Raw genomic sequence first — 24,654 nt, 5'->3', positions numbered from 1 at the left:
GTTACGACAGCAAGCAGGAGACGTAGTCGCGGCTCGGCATACAACCGAGTACTGCTGGACACGAAGGCGGATGGCTCCGCCTTTGATACGACCCCAAGCACCGACCCTCGGCGAGTCGTGTGTGCCGCACGCCGTTTCCGGTAGCCCGGAAACCGACGGTATTACATGAAAAGAATGCTCATCAATGCCACGCAGCCTGAAGAGCTACGTGTTGCGTTAGTAGATGGCCAAAAACTATTTGATCTGGATATCGAGTCAGGGGCTCGTGAACAGAAAAAGGCCAATATCTATAAAGGCCGCATCACTCGTATCGAGCCCAGCCTCGAGGCCGCATTTGTCGACTTCGGTTCAGAGCGTCACGGCTTTCTCCCTCTCAAAGAAATCTCTCGCGAATACTTCAAGAAAGCGCCAGAAGGTCGCATCAACATCAAGGAAGTTCTGTCCGAAGGGCAGGAAGTCATTGTTCAGGTTGAAAAGGAAGAGCGTGGCAACAAGGGCGCTGCGTTAACTACCTTTATCAGCCTGGCTGGTCGCTATCTGGTTCTGATGCCAAACAACCCACGTGCAGGTGGCATTTCCCGCCGCATCGAGGGTGAAGAGCGCAACGAGCTGCGCGAAGCCCTGAATGGACTGGATGCCCCAGCCGACATGGGACTGATTGTCCGCACAGCGGGCCTTGGCCGCAGCACCGAAGAGCTGCAGTGGGATCTGGACTACCTACTGCAGCTCTGGTCCGCTATCAAGGAAGCCTCTGTCGAGCGTAGTGCGCCTTTCCTGATCTATCAGGAAAGCAACGTCATCATTCGAGCCATTCGTGATTATCTTCGCCAGGATATCGGCGAAGTGCTTATTGATAGCGTAGAGGCTCAGGAAGAAGCACTAAGCTTCATTCGTCAGGTCATGCCTCAGTACCAGAGCAAGATCAAGCTCTATCAGGACAGCGTACCGCTGTTCAATCGATTCCAGATCGAAAGTCAGATCGAAACTGCCTTTCAACGTGAAGTAAAGCTGCCCTCTGGCGGCTCGATTGTTATCGACCCTACTGAAGCGCTTGTTTCGATCGATATCAACTCTGCACGCGCTACCAAAGGTGGCGATATTGAAGAGACAGCCCTGCAAACGAACCTAGAAGCGGCCGAGGAAATCGCTCGCCAGTTGCGTTTACGGGATATCGGCGGCTTGATCGTTATTGATTTCATCGACATGACACCGGTGAAAAACCAGCGCGCCGTTGAAGATCGCATGCGGGAAGCGCTTGAGGCTGATCGTGCTCGAGTACAGATCGGTCGCATTTCTCGATTTGGCCTTCTAGAGATGTCCCGCCAGCGGCTACGCCCCTCTTTACGCGAGACGAGCGGCATCGTTTGCCCACGTTGTAACGGTCAGGGCATTATCCGAGATGTCGAGTCCTTGTCGCTTGCCATTCTGCGTCTGATTGAAGAGGAAGCACTCAAGGATCGGACAGCAGAGGTTCGAGCACGCGTACCCTTACAGGTCGCCTCGTTCCTATTGAATGAAAAGCGCAACAGCATCACCAAGATTGAACTACGTACACGGGTTCGCATCATCATCCTGCCGGATGATCACATCGAAACCCCGCATTTTGAAGTGATACGCCTGCGTGATGACAACCCGGATCTTCTGAACGGCCAGTCCAGCTATGAAATGACTCACAGCGAGGCCGAAGAGATCCAGCCTGCAAGCGCTACACGAACCCTTGTTCGCCAAGAAGCCGCAGTCAAGGTCGCACCCGAGCGCACTCCCGCGCCTCAGGTCGAAGCACCTAGCAAACCTGCTCATCAGCCGGAGCCAAGCCTCTTTAAGGGCCTGGTGCGCTCCCTGGTCAGTCTGTTTGCCGGCAAGACGGAAGAGCCTGCCGCTGTAGCCGAAACTACCCAGCCCAATGGCGAAGCACGTCGTACTGATGAGCGCCGCAATGGTCGTCAGCAGAATCGTCGCCGTGATAACCGTCGTGATGAAGAACGCAAGCCTCGCGAAGAACGTCAGTCGCAGGCTCGTGACAATCGTGAAGAGCGTCCGACCCGTGAAGAGCGCCAACCGCGTACCGAGCGCCCTCCACGCGAAGAGCGCCAGGCCGCTCGAGAAGAACGTCCGACCCGTGAAGAGCGCCAACCACGTGAAGAGCGTCAGCCACGAGCAGAGCGTCAGAGCCGTGAAGAACGCCCTGCCCGCGAGGAACGTCAGCCACGCGAAGAGCGTCCCGCCCGTGAGGAACGCCAACCACGCGAAGAGCGTCCTGCCCGTGAAGAGCGTGCAAACAAGGACGAGCGCCCTGCCCGCGAGGAACAACCCAGCCGCAGCGAACGTCCTTCCCGCGCCGAACGCCGTCAGACCAGAGAAGAGGCCGAAACACGTCAGGATGCAACAGTTGACGCCGAGCAACTGAACGACGAAGAGCTGAACGATCAGAATGACGATCAAGACAGCGATGAGCGTCCACGCCGTCGCTCCCGCGGCCAGCGTCGTCGCAGCAATCGCCGTGAACGTCAGCGTGACACTCATGGCGAGTCAAACGACAACGAATCTGTTGCCTTGACGGGAGAATCCAACACTGAACCTCTTGCCAACGCCGCTGTGGTTGCCGAAGTGGTCAATGCCCAAGCAGCTGAAGCCACAACCGTAACGGAAAGAAACGAGCCCAAACAGGAAAATCAGACCCAGGCGGAAGCAGAAGCAGTCGTCGCCCAGGATGTTTCTGCACCTAACCACACTGAAGAGCAGCCTGTCGTTGAAGTAGCCTCGCACGAGACTACTTTGAAAACTCATCAGACGGTAGCGGTAGTAGAGGTTGAAGCTCCTCAAGCCGAGGAGCCTACCCAGGCAGTCAATGAAACGGCGCCTATGCAGAAAGAGAAAGCCGCATCCCCCGTGGAGGTCTCTTCCGAGGCTCAGCCCCTCGTTCAGGTAAGCGAAGACACGCCTGACATTGGAGCACAGCCTAAGTTAACCCCACCGGCCGTTGGACGTGCGCCTAACGATCCCCGTGAGCGTCGTCGCCGTCAGCGTGAGGCCGAGCGCTTGGCGCGTGAACAGGAGGAAGCTGCAGCAGCACAGGCCGCAACATCTGTCAGCCTGAATACTCCTCCGGCAGCTTCCTTGCCAACTGAAACCCCAGCGCCTGTAGAGCACGCCTCTCCGGTCCTGGCTGCCGACTCAGAACCCGTTGTTGAAGCCGCCCCCCCCTCTGGCATTACTCAGGCACAAGAACGCCTGGAGAATGTACATGTGGAAAAACCACTGGATGAGCCCTCGAAAGAAAGCCAGCCTGCCATGACGGCCGAGATTGTTATGCCAAGCCCGGAAAGCTTGAATCAACTGCCAGCTCAAAGGGTTGAGTCTGCCGAAATTCCTGCAGAGCTTGCCCTGCCAAAGTCAGCAGTAGAGCAGCAACAACCTCAGCAGGATGCTGTGGAAGAGCAAAAGCCATCTGAAAGCGAAGAAGAGGAAAAGCAGGCGCCTAAACCGCAGCCCTGATATCTCAACAAATAAAAAGGGATGCATATGCATCCCTTTTTATTATGCCGTTACCGCTAATTCAGCGCTCCGGGCTCTATCTCCAACAGGACAGAAAACCGGCTCTCGATATCAGTGCGAATTTGCTGAGCAAGATCAAGAATATCCTTACCCGACGCTGTACCGTAATTAACCAGGACAAGCGCCTGCTGCGCATGAACGCCTGCGTCCCCTTCCCGAAAGCCCTTCCAGCCAGCCTTATCAATTAACCAACCCGCTGCAAGCTTTACCTGGTCATCCGTGACTGGGTAAACGACCAGATCGCTATAGCACTCCTTAAGTCTTGTAGCCAATTGATTTGAAACCACAGGATTTTTGAAGAAACTGCCCGCGTTGCCCAACATGGCAGGGTCAGGCAGTTTTTCCCGTCGAATACTAATAATGGCCTTGCTTACTGCCTGGGGAGACGGATCATCAACGCCCTGTTCCACCAAGCGCTGGCGAACAGGACCGTAATCCAGACGCAAAGTACCGTGTCGATTTAGATTGAAACGAACCCGCAATATGACCCAACGGCCAGGCTCCTGCTTGAATCGGCTTTCTCGATACCCAAAACAGCACTCTTCAAGGGTAAACTCGCAAGTCTGGCCAGTTTTGCGATCCAATGCCGTTAAGCCATGAAACACATCCTTTAGCTCAACACCATAGGCACCGATATTCTGCATGGGAGAGGCGCCCACAGTACCCGGTATAAGACTCAGGTTCTCCAGCCCACTCAGCCCCATACTCAATGAAGTCTCGACTAGCCCATGCCATGACTCGCCTGCCTCAGCCTCAACAGTCACACTGCCTGAGGAGCCCTCCTCAAGAAGTCGGATCCCCTGACTACGCATGTGCAGCACCAGAGCCTGAACATCTTCCGTAAGCACCAGATTGCTGCCTCCGCCCAAGATATAGAGCGGCACATCCTGCTTGTCGGCAAACGCCATAGCCTCACGAACATCATTATCCGTGTAAGCCTCTGCATAGAAGCGTGCCCGCACATCGAAACCAAATGTATTAAAAGGTTTAAGACAAACCCACTCACGTACAGTAAGGCTCAAGTGGCCCCCTTACCTCATGCACAAGCGCTTCACATGCCTTTTCAAGCAAGTCAATAACATGCTTGAAGCCAGCAACTCCGCCAAAATAGGGATCCGGCACTTCATCCTGCTCAAGACCATAACGGCGAAGCAAAAGATCCACCTCAGCTGAAGCGTTGGAAGGACGAAGCTTGGACAAAAAGGCCATGTTCTCATGGTCCATCGTCAAGATAAGGTCAAATGAGCGAAAATCTTCAGTCGTAATCTGTCGAGCCCGCAGGCCTGAAAGATCATATCCTCGCTTAGCACCTTCCTGGATCGAGCGAGGATCGGGGGCTTTACCGACATGCCAGTCGCCTGTTCCCGCCGAGTCGACAACAATACGGTCAAGTAGGCCAGCCTTGACAAGCTTGTCGCGAAAGATGGCCTCGGCCGTAGGGGAGCGGCAAATGTTGCCCATGCAGACAAACAGAACACGCATTATTCGCCTCCTAAGACTCGGCGAACCCGCTCCAGATCTTCAGCTGTATCTACTCCGGCCTCTGGTGACTCAATGGCATCTGCTACATGGATACGCACGCCATGCCAAAGTGCACGTAGCTGCTCCAAGGCTTCAGTATTTTCAAGCCAGCATGCACCCCAGCGCACAAAGTCCTTCAGAAATGCTACTCGATAGGCATAGATACCGATATGACGTCGGTACGGCACGCTTGAGGGCAAGACATCGCGGCTTGTGACAAACGCATCACGCGCCCAAGGCATAGGCGCTCGACTAAATGACAAGGCCAGACCATTCTTGTCGCTGACAACCTTAACAACATTCGGGTTGAATAACGCGGCGGTATCATGAATGGGCTCAGCCAATGTGGCTATGCCCGCCTCGGAATGAGCGGCAAGATTCTGAGCAACCTGATCGATAATGGCAGGCGGAACAAGCGGCTCATCCCCCTGAACATTCACGATAATGGCATCGTCCGGGAGGCCAATAAGTTCGGCTACCTCTGCCAGCCTGTCCGTACCTGAAGCGTGATCAGTACGCGTCAGCAGCGCATGTGCACCGAAACGCTCGCAGGCTGCCATGATGTCGGAATGATCTGTAGCCACAACCACCTGACCGGCTGCGCTCTTACTCGCCTGCTCCCATACATGCTGAATCATGGGCTTGCCTGCAATATCCTGCAACGGCTTGCCGGGCAAACGGCTCGAAGCAAAACGCGCAGGAATGACTACGGTATAGGAGACAGTCATTTATCCAGACGCTCATCAACGCTGAGGACACGGGCTTCGCTTTCCAGCATGACCGGGATGCCATCCCGGATAGGATACGCAAGCCCTGCGGCCTTGCTAATCAACTCGGTCTTGTCTTCGCTTAGCTTGAGCGGACTTTTGGTAATAGGACAAGCCAGGATGTCGAGAAGCTTGAGATCCATAAGGAATCCTTGTTGGGTAAATAAGTTATTGAGCCTGTAACAGGTCTAGCCGTCTGTCCAGCCACGAAACAAAAGCTGCTGAAGGCTGAGCATCAACCGCAAGATACCACCAATCAGGAGCGGCAAAGGCTCTGCATTTGACGGCATCTTTCTCAGTCATGATCAATGGTAAAGCCGGCTGAAAGCGTAGTCGCTCAGAGGTATAAACTGCATGGTCGGCGAATGGGTGGGCAATGGGTCGCCACTGCAATGCTTCGAGCGTCTTGAAGAAGCGATCAGGGTTACCAATCCCAGCCAGGGCGTGAACCTCCTGGCCAGGAGAAAAATAATTGAGAGGCCGGCGCTCACCTGATACTAGATTGATCAAGGCCGTTGGTTTCAATTGAACCGAGTAGCCATCTTCCGTATCGCTGGTGCCACCATTATAAAGAATGGCGTCAACGCTTAGCAGTCGCTCAATAGGCTCTCTAAGTGGCCCCGCCGGAAGACAGCGCTTGTTGCCAAAGCCCCTTGCCGCGTCAACCATGACAAGTTCAAGGTCACGTGCAAGCGCATAGTGTTGTAGACCGTCATCACTGAGGATGAGATCCAGCGACTCGGTTCGCAGCAACTCCTGAACCGCAGCAGGACGATTCGGAGCGATGACAAGCGGAACCCGGGTCCGTTGAACAATAAGCAAAGGCTCATCACCCGTTACCGCAGGCAGCTGCTCCGGCATTACCCGCCAGGGAAAATGTGGAGGTTTTGCACCATAGCCCCGGCTTACCACACCGACTCGCAATCCACGACCGCGGCAGTGCTCGATGAGCCAAAGGATCATCGGAGTTTTGCCCGTTCCACCTATTGTGAGGTTTCCCACGACCAGCACAGGAACAGGTGAAACGAAAACACCCTTGTCGCTCTCCAGAAAGCGCCTACGCTTTCGTCGAGCAACGTGACAATACAGGGCCTCCAAGGGTTTCAGTACATTCAGGGCCGGATGACCACGATACCAAGCCCTGAGAAGCCGTGAGGAAATACTCACTGTTTGTCTGCCTGAGCCTCAACCGTTGTGATGCGGATTCGTGAAAAGCCCAGCTTTCCAGCGGCATCCATTGCCGTCACCACTGATTGATGAGGCGTGCGGCCATCAGCAGAGATGATCAGTGGCACGCTGTTATCCCCACCCGACTCACGCTGCAATGCAGTCATGAGCGAAGTCAGATCACCTTTAGCCAACGTTTGATCGTTCAGTGAAAAGACGCCGTCTGCTGAAATGCTGATTTCCAAGTCCTTGGCAGCTGCTTCGGCAGGTTCTGCACTTTGCGCCTCAGGCAGCTCCAGTTTCAACTGGCTCGGCTTGTTGAAGGTGGTGGTTACGACAAAGAACAGCAACAACACGAATACAACATCGATCAGTGATGTCAGGTTGACGTAGGCCTCGTCTCTAGCTGCCCCGCCTGATCTACGCCGAAACTTCACGCTTTGGTACCTTCCGTGACGAAGTCTACTTCACGATCACCCTGAACGACTTCAACCAGCTTGATGGACTCTTGTTCCATGGAGACAATCAGTTCATCGACACGACGCAGCAGGAAGCGATGGAAGAATACGGCAGGAATAGCCACGATCAGACCAGCCGCCGTGGTCAGCAAGGCCTTGGAAATACCGCCAGCCAGAACCGGAGCGTTGGCCAGACCGCTTTCCATGAAAGAGCTGAAGATCTCGATCATGCCAAACACCGTGCCTAGCAGTCCCATCAAGGGTGCCATGGCAGCAATCGTACCCAGGGTATTCAGATAGCGCTCCAGATCATGCACGATGCGGCTACCAGCCTCTTCAATGGCCTCTTTCATGACTTCACGGCCATGACGGGAATTGGCAAGCCCTGCAGCCATTACCTCACCCAAAGGCGAATTGGCGCGCAACTCCTTAAGCTTCTCGCTTGTGAGCGAATTATCTTGCAGCCACTTCCATACCTGAGCCAACAGTTGCGGCGGAACGACACGTGCACGGCGCAGTGTCCATAACCGCTCGGCTACGATAGCCATGCCTACAATAGAACTCAGAATAATTGGCAGCATCATCCAGCCGCCTGCTTTGACCAGTTCGAACACGCCCTGAACCCTTTCCTTAAAAGTGCGCAACTCTATCATGAAGCGCCAATTATTTTTCTTGCCAGAAATAACGCTTCTGACGAGCGCCTTGCGGCAAATCATGCTTACCGAGGGTAAATGATATTGCACCGTTCAAGGCTGTATCGTAAATCCGGACGCCATGACGTTCATAACGACTGATCACTTGTGCATGTGGATGGCCAAAGTTGTTGTGAATTCCCCTCGAGATCAAGGCATATTCAGGTTTTACCAGACTGACGAAACGCTCGCTCGAAGCCGTTCGACTGCCATGATGAGGTGCCAATAACCATTGAGCCCGTATATCCCGCCCAGATTCAACGAGGCGACGCTCGGCCTTTTCGTCTATATCACCGGTTAGCAAAAGGCGCTCGCCTGCTGCTTCTACCATCAGCACGCACGATGCAGCGTTTCCCTTCATCAAGGGGCTAGGCTGCCAGACAGTAAATAAGACTCCCTCCCACACCCAGCGCTGATTATCTTCGCAGGGTGTCGGATGCAAGCCAGGAGGAAGCCGCTTCACTTCCCCGCTCACCACCTTGTCCACCTTCAAGGCGCTGAAAACAGCAGCGGCGCCTCCTGCATGATCTGCATCCCCATGACTGATCAACATCATGTCTAGATGACTGACGCCTGTAGCTTTCAGGTTGGGGACTACCACCCTTTCGCCAGCATCATAGCTTCCGCTAAGCGGCCCAGCGTCGTATAGCATGGCGTGGCCTTTGGTCTGTATGAATACAGACAACCCCTGTCCGACGTCGAGCACGGTTACCTTTGCCAGTCCTGACGCTGGTCGGGTCACTGGCGGCCAGAACAACGGAATCAGCAGAAATACTGCCAAAGGCCTGACCGGCACCCCATCGGGAGCCAGCCATAGCAACACACCCAGCATGCCTAAAGCGACAGCCCACGCAGGCACCCATGCTCCCTGCCACGCAGGAACCAGTGCCGACACGTACCCGAGAAATGCGAATAAACCATCAAGGGTCGCGCCTGAACACCACAGTAGCAACTCGCCTAGGGGAGGAATGATCAGAAGAAACACGGTACCCAGCAAGGCGGCTGGCACCACTAAAAAGTCTACCCAAGGCACGGCAACAAGGTTAGCGATCGGCCCCGACAGACTGACAGGCAGATCCAGAGCCAGTAAAACCGGCGCTAGCCCGACTGCCATCATCCATTGGGCCCGCCCCCAACTGCGCCAAGGATTCCATTGACCCAAACGGCCGCCAAAGATCCATATCAAGAGACCTACAGCGATAAAAGACAACCAAAAGCCTGCCGTAAGGCTTGCCAGCGGCTCAGCCACCAGCACAGCCGCCAAGGCAATACCTACCGGTACCCATGCCCCCAGGTGACGAAACCGTAATCGCCATAGTGTAATCAGCGCGATCATGATGCAGGCTCGTCTTACAGGAACGTCAAAGCCTGCCAGAAATCCGTATCCTACCGCCGATACAAGCGCAGACAGGCAAGCAACAGGAAACCACGGTATCCGGACAGGCCAGTAGCCCAGACGCGCCAATCCGGCGATCAGCGCAAATACAAATCCCGAAAGCAGCGTAATGTGCTGACCGGAAATAACCATCAGATGCGTGGTGCCTGTGGCCTGTAAAAGCTGCCAATCCTGAGTCGAAACGCCTGAGCCGTCGCCCAGAACCAATGCAGCCAGTCCACCGTTTCGCTGAAAGGCGTCAAGATGCAATAACCGCTGCCTTAATGCGTCTCGCCAGGCATCCAAGGTGGCCTGACGGGAAAGTCGTTGCCCTGCCTTAACGACACCGCTTGCACCGATTCGATGAGCCAGCATCCAGGCTTCGCCATCCATTCCCCGGAGATTGTGGAGCCCGCCCGGCTTTTGCAACTCTACAGCGAGACGCCATTGCTCACCTGATCGTACGGCTGGCGCATTTGACCAGGAGACTCGGATACGGCTTGGTAAAGCCCCTCGACGGCTCTGCGCATTTTCCAAAAGAAAACGCGTCGAACCTTCGCGCAACTCAGGAAGCCCTACAACTGTTCCCTCAAGCCAGACTATTCGTCCATCCAGACCATCATCCAGTCGCTCATCCAGCGCCCAATGAGCCGACAGGCAGGCCCAGCCAAAGCCTATCAAGAAGGCACCTGCCACGTAGACACGGGGCAGGAACATCAGACCGAATGCCACTATCAAGCAGGCAACAAGAACCTCTCGATCAGGCAATTCGGGTAGAAAGCGCAGCACCAATAGGCCTGCAATGAACGCAACGATCCCTGTGCGCATGACTCCGCTCCATCGAAGCCCAAGAACAACAACCCGGCATCCTGCCGGGTTCAACCTTATACGTCAGCCAATTGTCCGTCAGCTAATTTCAAACACCGATCCATCTGCGCTGCGAGCGCCAAATCATGCGTCACTATGAGGAAGGCTGTGCTCAGCGAGTCACTCAACTCAAGCATCAACTCTTGGATACTGTGTGCAGTATGCTGATCCAGATTGCCTGTAGGCTCGTCCAGCAAAACAACCTTGGGCTGATTGATAAGGGCCCTGGCTATCGCGACCCGCTGCCTTTCACCACCCGATAATTCAGCAGGCTTGTGACTCAACCGATGCCCCAGCCCCACCCGCTTAAGCAGTTGAGCGGCACGCTCCCGCGCCTCCGAGATCGGCGTAGCGCCAATAAGCAGCGGCATGCAGACGTTTTCCAATGCACTGAATTCCGGGAGCAAGTGATGAAACTGATAGACGAAGCCCATGGCACGATTGCGCAATAGACCGCGCGCTTTCTCACCCAGTCGGGAAAGCTCTTCGCCTGCCAACCAAACACCGCCCTGAGACGGTGTATCCAGGCCACCTAATAGGTTCAGTAATGTGGTTTTGCCTGAACCAGAGCTGCCTACAATGGAAATGCGCTCACCTGGCTGAAGGTCCAGATTGACCCCTGAAAGAACCTCGACGGTCTCAGGACCTTCGACATAGCGTTTGCCCAGATCAACGCAACGCAGCACGGCCTCGTTAATCATATCGCAATGCCTCGGCAGGCTCTGTGCGCGATGCACGCCAGGCAGGGTAAAGCGTAGCCAAAAAACTCATGCACAACGCGGCGCAACAGATTAGCGCTACATCTTCTAGCTGGAGCTCAGACGGGAGGTTGCTGATGAAGTACATGTCAGAGCCAAATATCTTATGCCCGACAATACGTTCAAGGGCTGAAATCCACTGGCTTACATTAAGCGCAGCAATAACACCCAGGACACCGCCAACAAGCGTGCCGATAACTCCAATTATGGTCCCTTGCACCATGAAAACAAACATGATCTGGCGAGGCGTAGCACCCAATGTACGCAAGATCGCAATATCTGCCTTCTTGTCGGCAACAACCATGATCAGCGTGGCGATGATGTTAAAGGCCGCTACCGCTACGATCAGTAGAAGCAGCAGACCAATCATGGTCTTTTCCATGTTCATTGCCTGGAACAGACTTCCCTGAGTACTGGTCCAGTCCTGCGCCTGATAACCCGGCCCCATGGCATTAGCTACTTGACGGGAATACTGTGGCGCCTTGAACAGATCATCGAATGCCAGACGAACGCTCTGAACGAGCCCGGGCTCCCATCCTTTCAATGGAGCGGCGTCCGCTACATTGATAAGCCCTAGGGAACCGTCAAGCTCTGCACCGACCTTGAAGATACCTACCACAGTAAAGCGACGCATCCGTGGCGTGATGTTGCCTGCCGCAGAGGTTACCTCAGGGACGATAACGGTGACCTTGTCACCCATACCCAGCTGGAAGCGATGAGCTGTGATCTCGCCAATAACGATGCCAAACTCACCCGCCCTCAGGTTATCCAGTTGCCCTTGAACCATGCGATCACCGATGATCGAGACCTTGGGCTCCAGCTCAGGATCAACACCATCCACCAACAGCGGCTGCATGCGTCCGCGCTGGGATAGCATGCCCTGCAGCTGGGTATAGGGAACCGCAGCCAATACATGAGGCTGCTGCACCGCCTTGTCCGCTACGCTTTTCCAGTCCGAGAATGGCTGCTCTGCATTAATGGTTGCGTGAGGCACCATTCCCAGGATTCGGGTACGCATCTCCCGCTGAAAGCCGTTCATGACTGATAGCACCAGAATCATGGCCAATACGCCCAGCGTCAGCCCGATCATGGAGACCAGCGAGAAGAATGAGATAAACGATTTACGGCGCTTTGCCCGTGTATATCGCAATCCAATGAAAAGAGATAAAGGTCTGAACATTTCGCCTTACACTGTTTCAGGAGAAGAATGGCCGTCAGGCCGGAACCAGGCGGCCATCTTCCAGGCGCAGCGTACGATCCATCTGAGCGGCCAGCGACTGGTCGTGGGTTACTACAAGAAAGGACGTCCGCAAGGACGTTGAAAGCTCAAGCATCATTTGCTGAATTCCATGGGCCGTGTGCTGATCCAGATTGCCTGTAGGCTCATCCAGCAAAACCAGCTTGGGCTCATTGACCAATGCACGTGCGATGGCTACCCGCTGGCGCTCGCCTCCGGATAACTCAGCCGGCTTATGGCTTAGTCGATGTCCCAGCCCCACCCGCTCCAGCAATGCAGAAGCTTTCCTGCGGGCTTCAGCTATCGACGTTCGACCGATAAGCAATGGCATGCAGACATTTTCCAGTGCGCTGAACTCAGGGAGCAAGTGATGAAATTGATAAACGAAGCCCATGGCACGGTTACGCAACAGGCCGCGTGCCTTCTCATTGAGCGCCGAAAGCTCCTCCCCATCCAGCCATACACTGCCCTGACTTGGGGTGTCCAGTCCGCCCAACAGGTTCAGCAACGTCGTTTTTCCTGAACCGGAACTGCCTACGATCGAAACACGCTCTCCTGGAAGCAGCTCCAACTCTACGCCGGTCAGGACGTCGACCGTTTGCGGTCCCTCTTCGTAGCGTTTGCCCAGGTTCTGGCAACGCAGTACGGCTTTATCACTCATAACGCAACGCCTCGGCAGGCTGGGTGCGAGCAGCACTCCAGGAAGGGTACAGGGTGGCAAGGAAACTCAGCAGCAGCGAGGCACCACACACCCACAAGACATCATTGAGCTGCAACTGGGACGGCAAATAATTGATGAAATACACCTGAGCGTTCAGGAACTGATGTCCTGTCGTACGTTCCAGCCAAGCAATGAAGCCGCTGACATTAAGCGCAGCGACAACTCCCAAGGCGCAGCCAAGCAGGGTTCCAATTACGCCGATGAAAGTACCCTGAACCATGAAAACAAACATGATCTGGCGAGGCGTGGCACCCAACGTCCGTAAAATGGCAATGTCGGACGTCTTGTCAGTTACCACCATGACCAGTGTCGAGATGATATTGAAGGCAGCTACCGCCACGATCAGAAGAAGGAGAAGGCCAATCATGGTCTTCTCCATCCCGATGGCTTGATACAGGTTGCCATGGGTGCGAGTCCAATCACGCGCATAGAAGTCTTCGTTGTCATTTGCCAGCGACCGGACAATATCCCACGAAACCTGGGGTGCCTTGAACAAATCGTGCAGTTTCAGGCGGATGCCCTGGACCTGACTGGGCTGCCACCGCTGCAGGCGCGCCGCATCCTCAACATGGATCAGACCCACCGAACCATCCAGCTCTCCGGCCCCGACGCTAAAAATACCTACGACGGTAAGCCGCTTCATCCGGGGAAACATACCGGCAGGCGTCACGGCTACTTCCGGGGCGATATAGGTAACCTTATCACCCACTTTAACGCCCAGTTTCTGCGCAGCCAGCGTTCCGATAATAACGCCGAAACCGCCAGGTTTGAGATCCGTCAGCTTACCTTCACGCATGAAGTCACTGATGATCGAAACCTTCGGCTCCTCATCCGGATCAATGGCGTTGAGAAGTACGGTCTGAACGGCCTTGTCCTGGGTCAGCATGCCTTGCAGCTGGGTAAACGGCGCAACCGCGGCCACTTGAGGATTTTTTCTGGCCTGATCGGCAATAGTCCGCCAATCATTAATCGGCTGGTAGGACTCTACAGTGGCATGGGGAGTCATCCCCAAGACGCGGTCGCGCATTTCACGGTCGAATCCATTCATGACCGAAAGCACTACGATCATGACCAGCACACCCAGCGCCAGCCCAACCATGGAGGTCAGGGAAATAAATGAAACGAAGTGATTTCTTCGCTTGGCACGCACATAACGCATGCCGATGTAGATAGGTAGTGGTCTAAACATATCCAGGCTTAAGCAGGAATGGGACGCAAGCGAGTCCTTATGGACAAGGGAAACGGCAAACAATACAGAACTGGCCGTTATAGTCCCAAGCTCGACTACACTCATATATGTAGCGTTCGCCACTTCAGGCGGAGCGAATCCCTGTTGCTTCACAGCCCTGACGAAGCGCCAGCTTACAGACTGGCAAGCCCCCATCAGCAGGCATTACACTCAACGCTTCGATCATCGCCGTGGGTTTACCATGACCGCACCAGACGCGGATGAACGCCGCGAATACTATCGCATCACAGACTCGATCGCACTGGAAATCACCCCACTTGCCGGGACAGAACAATCCGCCACGCCTAATGCGTCACCTTTGTTCGATCTGTTAAGTGAAATGCATCTTCTGGAGTTCGAATCACAGCACCTTCTGCGTAGCGTCAATGAGCGCGACCGCCCAATTGCCGCCTGTATAAAGCTGCTCAACAAGCGAATCGATTTACTGGGTCAGGCACTGACCTGGAATTTGATTCATGAAGTCGGAGAACCCAGACCTGTCGTACTGTCCGAGGGTGGCATCAGCTTTCAGCATTCGGAGGCGTTTTCACTGGGTAGCCAGCTAAGCCTGCGCATGATACTGATGCCTCAGGCACTGGGCCTGGAATTGAAAGCTGAAGTGATTCACTGCCAGCCGGCTACGCCAGGCAGTTATGAGATAGGCACCAGCTTCGTAGACATCAGCGATGCACAACGCCAGCTGCTTGCTCGGCATATCTTCAAGAAGCAGGCCCATGAGCGCCGTACGCTCAGAGCACAGCCCAAGGGTGAGCAATAGTGAACTACTGGCTGAGTTTTTTATTGTTGCTCGGCCCAACAGCTGCTTTCGCCGATACGCTTTCGATCCCTATTAGTCGTCAAGGTGACACCCACACGGCCCTGCCCCAACCTGGGCAATTTCGCACCGAGGTGCTGAATCGATTTGGTTTGCCGGATGAAGAACATCCAGCCGTAGGTAAGCCGCCCATTACTCGCTGGGACTATCGCGACTTCAGCGTCTATTTTGAGAATGACCGTGTCATTGATGCGGTTCGTGACCATCAGCCACTTAATCGCAGGGAAACGCCATGACAGTCATCTACGGCCATCGAGGAGCCAAAGGCGAGGCCCCGGAAAACACGCTAGCCAGTTTTGAACAGTGCCTGCAGGTGGGCGTAACTCGCTGCGAGCTGGACCTCCACCTGTCCAGTGATGGAGAATTGATGGTCATTCACGACCCTACCCTCAAGCGTACTACGGGACGTCGAGGTAAGGTTGCCGAGTTACCTGCCGATACGCTGGTTACCTATGACGCACGCTTGGCAGGTCCCTCATGGCCTCGACCCTGCCCTATTCCACGCCTTGAGGATCTTTTCGAGCAAGTGGATTTCGAGCATTGGCAGCTTGAAGTCAAAAGCGCTTCACGCGTCCGGGCTGCACGCACCATCAAAGCCATTGATGAGCTGGCGAAACGCTTCAATCTCAGCGATCGCATTACGGTAACGTCCAGCTCACGGGAAGTATTAAGGGCGCTTAACCGTGACACTCCCTGGCTTCAACGTGGGCTGGTGGCAGAATACGCCTGGCTGGATCCGCTGAAAGTGGCTGCTAACTACGGCTGCCATTTACTTGCGCTCAATTGGACGCTGTGCACCCCTGAGCGACTCTTGAAGGCCCAGCGCCAAGGCCTGCATGTATCGGTATGGACGGTAAATGAGCCTTCCTTGATGCGACGCCTAATCGACTTCGGTGCAGACAGTTTAATTACGGATTATCCAGCACTGGCTAGAACCGTGCTGGATGATCACAAACCACAGGCTAAGCCGGCTTAGAAAAGCCGGTTCAACCCATCAAAGGCAGCTACGCGGTACGCCTCAGCCATGGTGGGATAATTAAACGTCGTATTGATGAAGTACTTGATGTTGTTGCCAGGACCTTTCTGGTTCATGATGGCTTGTCCGATGTGAAGAATCTCGGACGCCTGATCGCCAAAGCAGTGAACACCAAGGACTTCCAGAGTCTCGCGATGGAACAAGATTTTGAGCATGCCTACCGGCTCGCCTGAAATCTGCGCTCGCGCCATGCTTTTGAAGAACGCTTTGCCAACTTCGTAGGGTACTCTGGCCTGCGTCAAATCGCGCTCGTTTTTACCCAAAGAACTGATTTCGGGAATGGTATAAATTCCAGTAGGAATATCATCGACATAGCGCGCTGAATCATCATCCAGAATATTACCGGCAGCTGAACGACCTTGGTCAAACGCTGCACTGGCGAGGCTAGGCCAACCAATGACATCTCCAGCCGCCAGGATATTGGGGCAACTGGTGCGGTAATTCTCATCCACGTTAATTTGGCCGCGGCTGTTCACCTCGATACCAACATTCTCCAACGCCAGCTGGTCGGTATTGCCGGTGCGCCCGTTACACCACAGAAGCGCGTCAGCTCGCAGCTTCTTGCCTGACTTAAGGTGAAGAACGACCCCATGCTCCAGGCCTTCAATACGCTCATACTCTTCATTGTGACGAATGAGCACATTATTGGTGCGCAAGTGGTAGCTAAGCGCATCGGAGATTTCATCATCCAGGAAGCTCAGCAGCTGATCGCGCGTATCGATCAGATCGACGAGCACACCCAGGCCACTGAAGATGGAGGCGTATTCACACCCAATGACACCTGCTCCATAAATGATCAGGCGCCGTGGTGTATGGCTCAAGGTCAGGATGGTATCGCTGTCATAAACACGCGGGTGGGAGAAATCAACATCAGCTGGGCGGTAAGGACGCGAGCCCGTTGCAATAACCACCTGCTTGCCAACCAGTTGTTCGGTACCGCCATTGGGATTTATGACGTTGATCGTGTGCTCGTCGATAAAGCTTGCGGTTCCGAAGTACACATCGACCCGGTTACGAGCAAAATAGGATGTGTGTGAATTAACCTGCTTTCCAATGACGCGCTCAGCACTCTTGAGCACGTCAGGAAAGGAAAACCAGCGAGGCTCGCCAATCGTGCGGAACATCGGATTATTGTTGAAATGGATGATCTGCTTGACTGAGTTACGCAGAGCCTTTGACGGAATGGTGCCAAGGTGAATGCAATTTCCACCGATGACCTGGCGACTGTCCACGACCGCCACCTTGCGTCCGTGCTTGGCTGCATTGATTGCAGCCCCCTCGCCTGCCGGGCCCGATCCCAGCACCACTACGTCATAGTTATAGACAGCCATGATTACTCCTCGAAAAAACGAACCGATCGCTCATGAGCGTCGAGCACATCATCACCGGCTCTACGGCAACCCGATTTAAGCGATGATCTCTATATAGGTTACACCTATCCTCTCGTTGCGACCTTTCGTCACACTAGAAAATCTTTTCAATTTAAAGCGATAAATAAAAACGGGAGCCTAAGCTCCCGTCTTCATATGAACAATGCTTAAACCGCTGGATAAGCCGGTGGGTTTACACCAGCCATTTCCTCAAGCACACGAACAACCTGGCAGCTATAGCCGAACTCGTTGTCGTACCACACATAGAGAACGACACGGTTATCGCTGCAAATGGTAGCACCTGCGTCTACTATGCCAGCATGACGAGAGCCAACGAAGTCGCTGGATACCACTTCAGGCGAGTTGACGAAATCGATCTGCTTGTGAAGATCAGAGTGCAGCGCCATATAACGCAGATAATCGTTGATCTCTTCCTTATTGGTACCTTTTTCAAGGTTCAGGTTCAGGATAGCCATCGACACGTTGGGCGTTGGAACGCGAATGGCATTACCTGTCAGCTTGCCAGCCAATTCAGGCAGCGCCTTGGCGACCGCTTTGGCGGCGCCCGTCTCGGTAATCACCATGTTCAACGGTGCACTACGACCGCGACGATCACCTTTGTGGAAGTTGTCGATCAGGTTTTGATCATTGGTGAAGGAGTGAACCGTTTCTACATGACCGCTGATGATGCCGTACTTGTCATTGACGGCCTTCAGCACGGGCACGATAGCATTGGTGGTGCAGGAAGCCGCCGTAACAATGCTGTCTTCCGGGCTGATAGTGTTGTGGTTGATACCGTGAACGATGTTCTTGAGCGAACCCTTGCCAGGCGCAGTCAGCACGACACGTGCAGCGCCCGGGCACTTCAGATGTTGCGACAGGCCTTCTGCATCACGCCATTTACCGGTGTTATCAACAATAATCGCATTATTGATACCGTACTGGGTGTAGTCGACTGTGGTCGGATCGTTGGAATAAATCACCTGAATCAGGGTGCCATTTGCACAAATTGTGTTGTTGGTCTCGTCAACGGTGATGGTGCCTTCGAAGGAGCCATGTACCGAGTCGCGACGCAACAGGCTGGCGCGCTTGACCAGATCGTTTTCAGCGCCTTTACGCACCACAATGGCACGTAGACGCAGGCCATCGCCGCTTCCAGAGTGCTCGATAAGGATACGTGCAAGCAAACGTCCGATACGGCCAAAGCCATACAGAACCACATCGGTTCCCTGGCGCTTTTCGGTGCCCTGCTTACCTACAACGGCAGCCAGTTCTTCGCGTAGGAACTCTTTTAGATCACGCCCTGCCCCCGCCTGCTTGAATTTCAAGCTCAGACGCGCCAAATCAATGGAAGCGGCACCTAGCTCAAGTTCACTAATAGCCTTAAGCAGCGGATAGGTATCGTGTACAGACAATGCGACATCATCGACCTGACGTGCAAAGCGATGCGCCTTGAGAATGGCGATCACTGAACGATTAACCAAACCACGCCCATATATAGAGGTCACAACATTATTATTACGGTAGAGCTGACCGATCAGCGGAATCATTGCCTCCGCAATCGCCTCACGATCGATCCATTCACCAAGACACTGGTCGGAGTTCTGACTCACGGTGATACCTTCCATATGTAGGGGCTAACAAAAGGAACTACATTATGACCGCACCTGCCTGAACCGGCAATCTTCGCGCGTCGATGCACTGACAGCGAGACGAGACCGTCGTTACAATCCCAACTCAGATTTTTTTCAACGGAGCCTAATCAGCGTGCCCGTTTTGCGCATTCCATCAATTCCTGATACCGCCGGACGACAGCATTGGGGAAATCTCCCCGGAGCCGCGCTAAGTCTGGCTATTGCCGAGGCTGCAAGCGCTGCCAGCCAACGCTTCACCCTACTTTTAACGCCGGACAGCCAGAGCGCCGAACGCCTGGAGCAAGAACTGCGCTTCTTTGCCCCGAGGCTTCCCGTACTGCATTTCCCTGATTGGGAAACGTTGCCTTACGATATTTTCTCGCCGCATCAAGACATTATTTCCCAACGTGTAGCGGCGCTCTATCGTCTACCAGAGCTTGATCACGGCATTTTGGTAGTGCCTATCGCAACAGCCCTACATCGTATGGCACCTACACGCTTCCTGTTAGGCAGCAGTCTTGTGCTGGATGTGGGACAACGTCTGGATGTAGAGGCTACTCGGGCTCGCCTGGAGGCAGCCGGATACCGCTATGTCGATACCGTCTACGAGCATGGCGAATTTACAGTCCGTGGAGCACTGATTGATCTCTTCCCGATGGGCAGTAGTCTCCCGTACCGAATCGACTTATTCGATGACGAAATTGAGACATTACGCACATTTGATCCAGAGACGCAGCGATCAATCGACAAGGTAGATTCGATCCGACTGCTTCCTGCTCGAGAATTTCCGCTGCATAAAGAAGCCGTCACAGGATTCAGGGCGCGCTTTCGAGAGCGTTTTGATGTGGATTATCGTCGCAGCCCTCTTTACCAGGATCTGGCGAGTGGCTTGACGCCCGCGGGCATCGAGTATTACTTGCCGCTGTTCTTTGATGAGACGTCGACGCTGTTTGATTACCTGCCCCAGAGCGCACAGGTTTTTTCGTTACCAGGCATCGAGCAGGCATCTGAACAGTTCTGGACGGACGTACGGACCCGTTACGAAGACCGTCGCGTTGACCCGGAGCGTCCTCTATTACCACCGGCTGAAGTTTTCCTCCCGGTAGAAGAGTGCTTCGCTCGTCTCAAGCAATGGCCACGCATTGTTATCAGTAGCGATGATATCGAGCCGGGCGTGGGTCGTGAGCGTTTTTCAGCGCGGCCTCTGCCCAATCTTGCCATTGAGGCCAAGGCTAATCAGCCATTGGCGGCCTTGCAGAACTTCCTGGCTGATTTTGATGGACGCATCCTGTTTACAGCAGAATCCGCCGGTCGTCGGGAGGTGCTGCTTGAGTTGCTGGCACGTATCAACCTGCGTCCTACATCGGTCGAGGGATGGGAAGATTTTCAGGAAACTGACGAGCGCCTGTCGATTACAGTCGCGCCGCTCGACGAAGGCTTGCTACTCGAAAAACCCGATGTAGCCCTCATTGCCGAAAGTCCGTTGTTTGGTCAGCGTATCATGCAGCGTCGTCGCCGGGAAAAGCGCAACGAGCATGGTGACAACGTCGTCAAGAACCTGACCGAGCTACGCGAGGGCGCACCGGTCGTGCATATTGATCACGGCGTTGGGCGTTATATGGGTCTGGTAACGCTTGAGTTGGAGGGCCAAGCGCAAGAATTTCTACTATTGGAATATGCAGACGAAGCGAAGCTCTATGTTCCGGTTGCCAACCTGCACCTGATTGCCCGTTATTCAGGCGCTGACGACGCGCTTGCTCCACTACACAAACTAGGTTCTGAAACCTGGCAGAAAGCCAAACGCAAGGCAGCTGAGCAGGTGCGCGATGTTGCCGCCGAACTGCTGGATGTATATGCCCGTCGAGCCGCTCGGGAAGGATTTGCGTTTACTGACCCCAAGGCGGATTACGAAACCTTCGCAGCAGGCTTTCCGTTTGAAGAAACACCTGACCAGCAAGTTACTATCGATGCTGTACTCAAGGATATGCTGTCAGGCAAGCCCATGGATCGTCTGGTCTGCGGGGATGTAGGCTTTGGCAAGACCGAAGTCGCCATGCGGGCGGCGTTTGTAGCGGTACACAGCGGCAAGCAGGTGGCCGTCCTGGTTCCTACAACACTATTGGCGCAGCAGCATTACAACAGCTTTCGCGACCGCTTTGCCGACTGGCCTGTGCGCGTCGAGGTGATGTCTCGCTTCAAGTCTGCCAAGGATGTTGATAAGGCCGTACAGGAACTGGCTGACGGTAATATCGACATTATTATCGGCACACACAAACTGCTGCAGGACGACGTGAAGCTCAAGAATCTGGGACTCGTCATCATTGATGAGGAGCACCGATTCGGCGTGCGTCAGAAGGAGCAATTCAAAGCGCTACGTAGCGAAGTCGATATTCTGACCCTTACGGCCACACCGATTCCGCGCACGCTCAACATGGCTGTTGCAGGTATGCGCGATCTTTCCATCATCGCCACTCCGCCGGCTCGACGTTTGTCGGTCCGGACGTTCGTCATGGAGCAGCAGAACGCGGTTATCAAGGAAGCCCTTCTTCGCGAGCTGCTACGCGGCGGACAGGTCTACTACCTTCACAACGAAGTAAAGACCATTGAAAAGTGCGCCCGGGACCTTGCGGAGCTGGTGCCGGAGGCCCGTATTGGCATTGGTCATGGACAGATGCGCGAACGGGAACTGGAACAGGTCATGAGCGACTTCTACCACAAGCGCTTCAACGTGCTGGTAGCGTCAACTATTATCGAGACCGGTATTGACGTTCCCAGCGCCAATACCATCATTATCGAGCGTGCAGATAAGTTTGGCCTGGCGCAGCTGCATCAGCTGCGTGGACGTGTGGGACGAAGTCACCACCAGGCGTATGCCTACCTGCTAACACCGCCACGAAAAAGCATGACGCCTGATGCTGAAAAACGTCTTGAGGCGATTGCTGGTGCGCAGGACCTGGGCGCAGGCTTCATTCTGGCCACCCATGACCTTGAAATACGGGGCGCCGGCGAACTCCTGGGCGAAGGTCAAAGCGGCCAGATCCAGGCTGTAGGCTTTACGCTGTACATGGAAATGCTGGAACGGGCGGTCAAGGCTATTCGCAAAGGTGAACAACCGAACCTGGAACAGCCCCTTGGGGGTGGACCGGACATCAATCTGCGGGTACCTGCGCTCATTCCAGAGGACTATCTGCCAGACGTCCATACTCGTCTGATTCTGTACAAGCGTATTGCCTCTGCAGCCGATGAAGATGCACTCAAGGAGCTACAGGTCGAGATGATTGACCGCTTTGGCCTTTTGCCCAATGCCGTCAAAAACCTGGTCCGCCTGACACTTATGAAGATCAAGGCAGAAGCCCTAGGTGTTGTGAAGGTTGATGCCGGCCCGCAAGGCGGTCGTATCGAGTTCACTCATGATACGAAGGTTGATCCGTTGGTACTGGTCAAAATGATACAAAGCCAGCCCAACAAGTATCGCCTTGAGGGTGCAACCATCTTTAAATTCCAGGTACCGATGGAGCGTCCTGAAGAGCGTTTCAATATCATTGAGGCACTTTTCGAGCGCTTGACCCCGGAAAACGTCTAGTCCAGGTAACCGGCCGGGCACTCAGGAGGTGCCCGGCCAGTCGGGCTTAACCTGCCAGTACTGTTGCCAGTACAGCTTTAACCCTGCCTATACCCTCATGCAGCGCCTGCTCTATTTCAGCCATGGTGATAACGCCAGTTACCTTACCTGCAGCTGGATTAACAACCAACGCCAGACAGGCATAAGCCAAATCCTGCTCCCGAGCCAGTGCGGCTTCTGGCATGGCTGTCATCCCCACGATGTCACATCCATCACGCTCCAGGCGAACGATCTCTCCTGCCGTTTCCAGGCGCGGCCCTTGTGTACAGGCATAGACGCCCTGATCACTGTGGGCATAGCCGTGTTGACGCAGCGCACTGATCAATTGCTGGCGAAGCGCCTCATCATAGGGGTAGCTGAAATCGATATGGGTTACCGCCTCCAGAGACCCTTCAAAAAAGGTGTGTTCACGACCCCATGTATAGTCGACGATCTGGTGAGGCACACATAGATGCCCGCTACCCATTGCTGAATGGATACCGCCTACCGCATTAACGGCCAGGATTGCTTCTGCACCGGCATGCTTGAGCGCCCATATATTGGCCCGATAATTAACCTGATGAGGCGGGATGCGATGTGGATGACCATGGCGTGCCAGGAACAATACTTCGCGCCCTGCATAATGGCCCTTGAGAATGTCCGCCGAAGGCGCGCCATAGGGCGTGTTTATTCTGAGGGACTCATCCAGCGTCAGACCTTCCAGCTGCGTCAGGCCAGTCCCGCCGATAATGGCGTAAACGGTCATATAAACTCCTTAATCAATCAAACCTGCTTGGCGCAGAGTAGATAAAGCCGCAAGCCAGCGAGGATGCTGACGGTATTCAATGGACGGAAATGCTTTTGCACTCATGCGTTTCAACCGCTGCGAAGGCTTGGTTTTCAAGCGCTGCAGCGCGGTTAGCGCCAGCTCAGCCGCGGCACGGTCATTACAAACGAGCCCCATGTCACAGCCAGCACTCAAGGCAGCCTCTATGCGTCCTGCCGCGTCACCAGCAACATGCGCACCGGCCATGGATAGATCGTCGCTAAAAATAACACCCTTGAAACCCAACTCGCCGCGAAGCACGTCCTGCAGCCACCGCCGCGAAAACCCGGCTGGCTGCTCATCTACGCAGGGATAGATCACATGAGCAGGCATGATCGCTTCCAGCTGCCCACTCAGACGCTTGAAAGGTACAAGATCAACGGCCTTGATGTCTTCCAGGCTACGCTCGTCACGGGGAATGGCCACATGCGAGTCGGCTTCTGCCCATCCATGCCCCGGGAAATGCTTGCCGGTTGCAGCCATGCCGGCAGCATGCATGCCGCGAACGAAGGCGCCCGCCAGATCGGTCGCCCTGTCCGGCGCCCCCTCGAAGGCTCGCTGACCGATTACCGCGCTACGGCCATGATCAAGATCCAGAACCGGAGCAAAGCTGAAGTCGAGCCCGACGGCCAGCACTTCGGTTGCCATTATCCACCCGCATGCCTCGGCAAGGCGATCGGCCTCTGGATGATCGGCAAATCGCCGCATGGCAGGCAGACGTACAAAGCCCTGTCGAAGTCGCTGGACGCGGCCGCCCTCCTGGTCGACAGCCAATAGCAACTCCGGCCGCTCGGCGCGTATGGCTTCACATAGCTCACGCACTTGGCGAGGATGCTCGATATTGCGAGCAAAAAGAATGAGCCCACCCACTTCGGGCTGGCGCAGGAGATGTCGGTCTTCAGCGGTCAGCCATGTGCCGCCAATGTCCACCATTAATGAGCCTTGCATAGGCATTCCTGAGGCACAGAAAACAAGTGAGGCATGGTGCCCTTTCAACTCGTTTCAA

Annotated in this window: 21 protein-coding genes; 5 read left to right on the top strand and 16 right to left on the bottom strand. The window is 54.6% G+C overall.

All coding sequences use genetic code 11. The features are described from left to right. Positions 1-165 precede the first annotated feature (165 nt). Positions 166-3,495, top strand: a complete 3,330-nt coding sequence (rne, locus tag PLU01S_RS14935; RefSeq protein WP_216822616.1) for a ribonuclease E — start codon at positions 166-168, stop codon at positions 3,493-3,495. Positions 3,496-3,551: 56 nt separating this feature from the next. Here the strand turns inward: rne and murB are convergent, their stop codons facing one another. The 12 genes from murB to PLU01S_RS14875 are packed head-to-tail and all read right to left on the bottom strand — an operon-like array spanning position 3,552 to position 14,307. After that, positions 3,552-4,577, bottom strand: coding sequence for a UDP-N-acetylmuramate dehydrogenase (murB, locus tag PLU01S_RS14930; protein WP_074827471.1), 1,026 nt, complete (start codon positions 4,575-4,577; stop codon positions 3,552-3,554). Next, on the bottom strand, positions 4,558-5,037 hold the full coding sequence (locus PLU01S_RS14925; RefSeq protein WP_074827475.1) for a low molecular weight protein-tyrosine-phosphatase: 480 nt from the start codon (positions 5,035-5,037) through the stop codon (positions 4,558-4,560). Before PLU01S_RS14925 ends, murB begins: the two co-directional genes overlap by 20 nt. Beyond that, complete coding sequence (gene kdsB, locus PLU01S_RS14920) at positions 5,037-5,804, bottom strand: 3-deoxy-manno-octulosonate cytidylyltransferase (protein ID WP_074827478.1); 768 nt, start codon at positions 5,802-5,804, stop codon at positions 5,037-5,039. The genes PLU01S_RS14925 and kdsB overlap by 1 nt, the downstream gene beginning before the upstream one ends. Then, positions 5,801-5,986, bottom strand: a complete 186-nt coding sequence (locus PLU01S_RS14915) for a Trm112 family protein (RefSeq protein WP_010797719.1) — start codon at positions 5,984-5,986, stop codon at positions 5,801-5,803. Before PLU01S_RS14915 ends, kdsB begins: the two co-directional genes overlap by 4 nt. A 25-nt stretch (positions 5,987-6,011) precedes the next feature. After that, positions 6,012-7,010 (bottom strand): tetraacyldisaccharide 4'-kinase, encoded by a 999-nt coding sequence (gene lpxK, locus PLU01S_RS14910; RefSeq protein WP_010797718.1) that lies wholly within the window; start codon positions 7,008-7,010, stop codon positions 6,012-6,014. Continuing rightward, positions 7,007-7,447: an ExbD/TolR family protein gene (locus tag PLU01S_RS14905; protein WP_010797717.1), complete on the bottom strand. Its 441-nt coding sequence runs from the start codon at positions 7,445-7,447 to the stop codon at positions 7,007-7,009. Before PLU01S_RS14905 ends, lpxK begins: the two co-directional genes overlap by 4 nt. Further along, complete coding sequence (locus tag PLU01S_RS14900) at positions 7,444-8,082, bottom strand: MotA/TolQ/ExbB proton channel family protein (protein ID WP_019365918.1); 639 nt, start codon at positions 8,080-8,082, stop codon at positions 7,444-7,446. The genes PLU01S_RS14905 and PLU01S_RS14900 overlap by 4 nt, the downstream gene beginning before the upstream one ends. Positions 8,083-8,131: 49 nt before the next feature. Beyond that, positions 8,132-10,363, bottom strand: a complete 2,232-nt coding sequence (locus tag PLU01S_RS14895) for a DNA internalization-related competence protein ComEC/Rec2 (protein WP_074827480.1) — start codon at positions 10,361-10,363, stop codon at positions 8,132-8,134. A gap of 56 nt (positions 10,364-10,419) precedes the next feature. Further along, entirely contained in the window at positions 10,420-11,103 is a 684-nt protein-coding gene (lolD, locus tag PLU01S_RS14890) for a lipoprotein-releasing ABC transporter ATP-binding protein LolD (protein ID WP_010797714.1), read from the bottom strand. Beyond that, positions 11,096-12,340 carry a lipoprotein-releasing ABC transporter permease subunit gene (locus PLU01S_RS14885; protein ID WP_074827482.1) on the bottom strand — a complete coding sequence of 415 codons (1,245 nt, stop codon included), beginning with the start codon at positions 12,338-12,340 and terminating at the stop codon, positions 11,096-11,098. Before PLU01S_RS14885 ends, lolD (PLU01S_RS14890) begins: the two co-directional genes overlap by 8 nt. A gap of 34 nt (positions 12,341-12,374) precedes the next feature. Continuing rightward, positions 12,375-13,058 (bottom strand): lipoprotein-releasing ABC transporter ATP-binding protein LolD, encoded by a 684-nt coding sequence (lolD, locus tag PLU01S_RS14880; protein ID WP_019365915.1) that lies wholly within the window; start codon positions 13,056-13,058, stop codon positions 12,375-12,377. After that, the gene (locus PLU01S_RS14875; protein ID WP_074827484.1) at positions 13,051-14,307 is read right to left on the bottom strand and encodes a lipoprotein-releasing ABC transporter permease subunit; all 1,257 of its coding nucleotides are present in this window, start codon (positions 14,305-14,307) and stop codon (positions 13,051-13,053) included. Before PLU01S_RS14875 ends, lolD (PLU01S_RS14880) begins: the two co-directional genes overlap by 8 nt. A gap of 241 nt (positions 14,308-14,548) precedes the next feature. On the opposite strand from PLU01S_RS14875, the gene PLU01S_RS14870 reads away from it, so the two are divergent. Genes PLU01S_RS14870 through PLU01S_RS14860 form a run of 3 tightly spaced genes read left to right on the top strand, consistent with a single transcriptional unit; the run spans position 14,549 to position 16,157 of the window. Then, the gene (locus PLU01S_RS14870) at positions 14,549-15,124 is read left to right on the top strand and encodes a PilZ domain-containing protein (RefSeq protein ID WP_074827485.1); all 576 of its coding nucleotides are present in this window, start codon (positions 14,549-14,551) and stop codon (positions 15,122-15,124) included. Then, complete coding sequence (locus PLU01S_RS14865; RefSeq protein ID WP_074827486.1) at positions 15,124-15,417, top strand: phosphodiesterase; 294 nt, start codon at positions 15,124-15,126, stop codon at positions 15,415-15,417. The genes PLU01S_RS14870 and PLU01S_RS14865 overlap by 1 nt, the downstream gene beginning before the upstream one ends. Next, positions 15,414-16,157, top strand: coding sequence for a glycerophosphodiester phosphodiesterase (locus PLU01S_RS14860; protein ID WP_019365911.1), 744 nt, complete (start codon positions 15,414-15,416; stop codon positions 16,155-16,157). The genes PLU01S_RS14865 and PLU01S_RS14860 overlap by 4 nt, the downstream gene beginning before the upstream one ends. Here the strand turns inward: PLU01S_RS14860 and sthA are convergent. Both sthA and PLU01S_RS14850 read right to left on the bottom strand, forming a co-directional pair. Then, positions 16,154-17,548, bottom strand: coding sequence for a Si-specific NAD(P)(+) transhydrogenase (sthA, locus tag PLU01S_RS14855; protein ID WP_010797707.1), 1,395 nt, complete (start codon positions 17,546-17,548; stop codon positions 16,154-16,156). The two genes, PLU01S_RS14860 and sthA, sit on opposite strands and share 4 nt — an antisense overlap. A 206-nt stretch (positions 17,549-17,754) precedes the next feature. Then, on the bottom strand, positions 17,755-19,215 hold the full coding sequence (locus PLU01S_RS14850; protein WP_174588319.1) for a glyceraldehyde-3-phosphate dehydrogenase: 1,461 nt from the start codon (positions 19,213-19,215) through the stop codon (positions 17,755-17,757). A gap of 139 nt (positions 19,216-19,354) precedes the next feature. Here PLU01S_RS14850 and mfd point away from each other — a divergent pair, with 139 nt between their 5' ends. After that, positions 19,355-22,804, top strand: coding sequence for a transcription-repair coupling factor (gene mfd, locus PLU01S_RS14845; RefSeq protein WP_074827487.1), 3,450 nt, complete (start codon positions 19,355-19,357; stop codon positions 22,802-22,804). 46 nt (positions 22,805-22,850) lie between these two features. On the opposite strand, the gene PLU01S_RS14840 is transcribed toward mfd, so the two are convergent. Together PLU01S_RS14840 and nagZ are read right to left on the bottom strand one after the other, a co-directional pair. Next, positions 22,851-23,588, bottom strand: coding sequence for an S-methyl-5'-thioinosine phosphorylase (locus PLU01S_RS14840; protein ID WP_010797704.1), 738 nt, complete (start codon positions 23,586-23,588; stop codon positions 22,851-22,853). Between the two features lie 9 nt (positions 23,589-23,597). Continuing rightward, complete coding sequence (gene nagZ / locus PLU01S_RS14835) at positions 23,598-24,596, bottom strand: beta-N-acetylhexosaminidase (RefSeq protein WP_074827488.1); 999 nt, start codon at positions 24,594-24,596, stop codon at positions 23,598-23,600. Positions 24,597-24,654 lie beyond the last annotated feature (58 nt).

The sequence above is a fragment of the Pseudomonas luteola NBRC 103146 genome (genome assembly GCF_002091675.1).
Taxonomy (GTDB): Bacteria; Pseudomonadota; Gammaproteobacteria; order Pseudomonadales; family Pseudomonadaceae; genus Chryseomonas; species Chryseomonas luteola.
Note: the sequence above shows the minus strand (reverse complement) of the source record. Positions and strands in the feature narration are given on the sequence as shown.